Source organism: Williamwhitmania taraxaci (assembly GCF_900096565.1).
Taxonomy (GTDB): Bacteria; Bacteroidota; Bacteroidia; order Bacteroidales; family Williamwhitmaniaceae; genus Williamwhitmania; species Williamwhitmania taraxaci.
In genome coordinates this window covers 1-4645 of record NZ_FMYP01000125.1, presented here as the reverse complement: position 1 = coordinate 4645, position 4645 = coordinate 1, and the positions used below count along the sequence as shown (strand labels likewise).

Here is a 4645-nt window from a genome sequence, read left to right as displayed (position 1 = left end):
CTCAAATTAATTCATAAATTTGGTCACGAAATCATCCTTTTTTTGTGGCACAATATCACCGAAACAAGTGGCACAATATCACCGAAATATCAAGAATGATACTAGAGACAGACAATCCTAGCATCCTTTCCTCTATTAAGCAAATATTCGCAAAGTCTAAGAAAGTTGAATTTTGGGATAGTTTACCGGAATCCCAGAAAGAAGAAATCCTAAAAGGAATTGAAGAAATAGAAAACGGAGATACAGTTGGCTACGAGGAATTCATGAAAAAACATCGTTAATGAAACGAGAATTAAGGCTCTCCTAGAGAGCGATGAAGAAACTCGACAGCCTCTTAGTTTACCTTGAAGAAGAATGGCCCACCAAGGTAAAGCTTAATTTTATTCTGAAACTTGATAAATCCTTTAAACAAATTCAAAACCTTCCAGACAGTTTCTCTGAATCAGAACAGATTAAAGGTTTAAGAAAATGTGTTGTAACAAAACAGACAACAGTTTTCTATAAATATTCAGAGACAACTATTGACGTTATCACAATCTTTGATAATCGGCAGAACCCCAAATCACTAAAAAAAGAGACAAAACAATAAACCACGTTTTACAATCGAATTCTAAGACCTAATCAAATATTTAAGCGATAAATTTCGACATATACATTTGCCGAAAAACGACCGACAATGCTTACTAGTGGTTACTAGCAAATGCTCGTGAGGGCTTCGCCGTTCATCCACCACTCAGCGCACAAGGGACTTAAAACCCTCTGGACTTGCGCCCCGAACTCCTCCGTTTAAAGAACATTTACTATTCGAGGCATACACGTAGTTCAAAAAAAAAAACGGGGCTGATGCGCAGATAACCAAGTTTTTCGTACCTTGGTAAACGTTTAACGTGGGATAAGGAAGTTGCTGTTAACTCGCCAGCTTTTTTACCCACGAAACCGTAAGGTATATGGCATCAACCAAGGCTAAAAAAGTGAACGCATACCAGGCGGAGAAGCTGCGGAAAGCGCATCTGGTAAACGTGCAAAAGGCAAAGAACAAGCAGATGTTTGCCCTTTTAGGATTAGGCCATCTGTATCCGCTCCTCAACGATTACGGGATACTCGCATCGGCAAAGATTCGAATTGCTACTACTCTCATACAGGCTGCTCCCAGCTGTAATGATCAGCGCTCGAAAGAGGCAATTGAGTATATCAAGGGTGCGTTTAAACAGTTTGAGCTGAATACTGAAGTTACCCTGCTCAACGGAAACAAAATAACGGTAAGAGATTTTCGAACGACCCTAACCTCTGTATTTGTATTCTTTCTTACCAATAAGGGCAATGTAGGACCCCATTCGGTGCAGATAATAACCGAGGTTCACAAACTATTCAAAAAGTATCTTGACACATGGGCAGGGGTAAACATGCTTTGCGAGCATTTCTTCGACGACGTATGTACGCATATTTCATCGCTTAAGTATGGAATTTACTATCCAAAAGAAGAGCACAAATCGGGGTCCAGACGAGATATTAATGACAATTGGGCTATTAGTCCAGTTTTTGCCTTTAATGTCGAAATACCCGAGCGCAAAACGGTAGCTATCGAAGGAAAGAAACGCGAGGTTTACCATATGGGGTTTCCCGAGTTTAAGAAGGGGGTACGCTGGACAACGGTTGCATCCGAACGTCTGGGATTCACTCACGGACAAAGCTATCCCTGCTACATCCAACAGCATGCCATAAAGCGGCTGGTGGAGCGTATCGGCATTTTCTCCGAATCGGTAACCGTTTTTCAGGCTTGCTTAAGCATGGAGCACAGTAAAGTGCTGCGCATTCCGGGCAGCGATGCCTACTACTTCGAATTTAAAATTATGGACATTAAGCTGGGATACCTTGTTGCTTCGCTGATTGACGGTATTCTGGTAGTAAAGACATTTATATTTGTTACGCAGAGCGGTTCGCCCGAGGGCAAGCGTATTGAAACCGCCACCGGCATCAAAAGGGCTGATAAGGATTATATAGGGATGGGGACGCTAAAGGGATTCCTGTCGGAAGATGTTGCGACAAATCCTAAAATGGCGCTTCTGCTCGAGAAAGTTGGCTGCACCGACCTGCTCAGGGCTTACGATGTTTTCTCGCAAAAGGTCAACATCAAGGGGATGCAGTCTACCGGCAGAATAATTACGCAATTCCTCGAGAAAACTTGGGCATACAGCAACCTCGAATCGATAGAAAGCTACAGCTCCGATTTCTTGGCAATTGTTCCAGCTTTGCCACCCGAGCCTATGCCCGAACCAATAGCGGTGGTGAAAGAGGATGTTGTGGAAGCAGCGGAACAAGAAGAAGACGTAGCACCTGTTGCCGAAGCCTCAGCCCCAAAGCCAAGAAGCTGGAAAATGTTGATTGTGGGAATAATACTATTGCCATTAACTCTTCCGTTGGTGCTGTTTTTAAATCTGCTAGCATGGATTTTGGAAGGCTTGATGTCGAAAAAAAACAGGAATAACGCCGGCAATAATGGATAATAGACAACAGCAGTAGAGGGGTTGTGCAAAATTTGCAAGACCTGCTGCGGCATTGCGGACGTTTAAGAATTGCTTAGAACCAGCGTAGGCCATCCTGCGCTTTTCCCCCCAGCGCGCGGCGATTTTCTGCGCTGGAAGTCATGGCGAATGAATATTCAGAATTATTCGAGCGGCAGCTGCGCGGCCTTTCCTTGCACACGAAAAGAGATCTTGGCCGTTTGGTTTAGTTACTCCCTGCGGTCGGTCACCCAACTTAGTGCAGCGATGTATTGAGCGTAGCGAATAAAACACCTTGCCACTTGCTGGTGGTTACTCGCAAATGCTCGTGAGGGCTGCGCCGTTCGGCAACGACACCGCGCACAAGGGACTTTCACCCTCTGGAAGTGTTCCTAAAACACTTCCGGTTAAAGAACTTTTACTATATTTATCATTCGAGGCATACGCAGCGTGTTTATCCTATTTTGGCAGATGATGTTTTGGTAAGTTCAACGCTTTTAAGTAGCTTTATAACGAGGGACAAGAAACTAGTTTCAAACTCCCAACCGCAACCAACTAGCAAACGTTTGCGTTCATTATGTAAGACGGTTGCTTAGCCTAAGCATTGAATGTAAATACATTTGACAGAAGACAAAATTGCAAAACATTAAATTGAATTTTATTATTAACTTTGTTGCATTAACAGAAAAAGCGCACATTAAAACAAATGATATAATGCTTGAAAATATAGGATATATTGCACCAGAAATAAAAGAAATAGAATTTTTTCATAAAGAAATCTATAAGATTTTAGGTGAAAAAGTCACTGATTTGTTGAAAATAATTGGAGCTTGTTTTTGCACAATGGATGATAAAAATGGAGAATCAATTGGATTATTTGTAGCTTTGCCAAATAAATTTTTATATATCGCTGGGGTACCAGAAAAAGAACATATGATATGTGAAGAATTTCCGTTTAATAAAATCTCAGGATTTACTACAAAGGCTGATAAGAAGAAAGTTCATTCAATAATTTTTCAAATCTATAACCAACAAGTTATTGTTAGGGGTTTCGATGGGAGAATCCCCGATATCTTTATAAATAATTTAAAGGAAAGCAGAATTCTATTATTTGAGTTAATTTCAAATTGATTGCTTCTCTGGAATGAAATGCAAAACAATAACGAAAAGCCAATCGAATAGGCTGCCCAGCCAGCTAAGCTGACGGGGAGAGCCTCTCACGCAACAAACTTAAGGGGCTACTCTTCCTTTATAATTTTTCTTACTGGAATTTGCGGGGGCTTCGCCGCAGGGCCACTTCTCAGCGCACAAGGGACTTTCACCCTCTGGCCTTGCTCTCCATCTCTTCATTTTAAAGAACTTTTATTATATTTACCATTCAAAGCGCAAGCGGGGGTTGGCTTACGAGGGAAGATGTTGCAGATTCAGTAATTTCTATTATTCTCGGGTGTATTAACTACACTGCAGTTCAAACCATGGAAACAGAAGGAATTAGTTTAAGAAACAACAATAGACAACAACTTAAAGGGCAAAAAAAATGGAGACCAGTAACCATTTGAAAAACGGGGCGTAATCTGAAAAGCCAAATGAGTAGGAAATTTTATTAAAAAAACCAATAAAGATGAAAAAGTTAGTATTAATCTTGATTATTTTAATGCCGTCTATCTCGATTTTCGGCCAGACGACAAAGGGAAATTTTGTATTATCAGGAGCTACAGGACTCCAATTTATCAGTAGTAATGTAAAAACTGTTTATGATGGAAAAACTGTATCAGAATACGATGTAAATTCATTTTCTTTTTCACCATCTTTTGGATATTTTGTAATAGATAATTTAGCCATTGGGTTGTCTAGTAAGCAAGATTCAACTCACAAATGCAACTTGGGTTAACTGATTATATGTTAAGAGGGGAGAGATAAACCCTAGCCTTTTTCTAGGCCGACTGTTAAGAATATCTTCGACCCACTGAACCTGCTCTTGTGTTATCGTTTTAAAGTCCGTTTTCTTCGGGAAATACTGCCTTACCAAGCGGTTTGCATTCTCGTTAGCGCCGCGCTCCCAGCTGTGGTATGGCCGTGCAAAGTAAAAATTTATTTGCAACTTTTCGGCAATAACCTGATGTGCTGCAAACTCCTTTCCATTA

6 protein-coding genes are annotated in these 4645 nt (G+C 40.9%); 5 read left to right on the top strand and 1 reads right to left on the bottom strand.

Translation table 11 applies throughout. The features are described 5' to 3' along the window. Nucleotides 1-95 precede the first annotated feature (95 nt). The 5 genes from BLS65_RS17175 to BLS65_RS18100 all read left to right on the top strand — a co-directional run bounded on the left by BLS65_RS17175 (nucleotide 96) and on the right by BLS65_RS18100 (nucleotide 4392). Nucleotides 96-281 carry a hypothetical protein gene (locus BLS65_RS17175; protein ID WP_092441022.1) on the top strand — a complete coding sequence of 62 codons (186 nt, stop codon included), beginning with the start codon at nucleotides 96-98 and terminating at the stop codon, nucleotides 279-281. A 32-nt stretch (nucleotides 282-313) separates the two neighbouring features. Further along, nucleotides 314-589, top strand: coding sequence for a type II toxin-antitoxin system RelE/ParE family toxin (locus BLS65_RS19080; RefSeq protein WP_394331470.1), 276 nt, complete (start codon nucleotides 314-316; stop codon nucleotides 587-589). A gap of 358 nt (nucleotides 590-947) precedes the next feature. Then, nucleotides 948-2504, top strand: coding sequence for a hypothetical protein (locus tag BLS65_RS17165; protein ID WP_092441021.1), 1557 nt, complete (start codon nucleotides 948-950; stop codon nucleotides 2502-2504). Between the two features lie 648 nt (nucleotides 2505-3152). Then, entirely contained in the window at nucleotides 3153-3632 is a 480-nt protein-coding gene (locus tag BLS65_RS17160; RefSeq protein ID WP_125869942.1) for a hypothetical protein, read from the top strand. A gap of 490 nt (nucleotides 3633-4122) precedes the next feature. After that, the gene (locus BLS65_RS18100) at nucleotides 4123-4392 is read left to right on the top strand and encodes a hypothetical protein (RefSeq protein WP_125869941.1); all 270 of its coding nucleotides are present in this window, start codon (nucleotides 4123-4125) and stop codon (nucleotides 4390-4392) included. On the opposite strand, the gene BLS65_RS17155 is transcribed toward BLS65_RS18100, so the two are convergent. Further along, the coding region (locus BLS65_RS17155) for an IS30 family transposase (protein ID WP_125869940.1) at nucleotides 4366-4645 on the bottom strand (280 nt) is incomplete at its 5' end. The two genes, BLS65_RS18100 and BLS65_RS17155, sit on opposite strands and share 27 nt — an antisense overlap.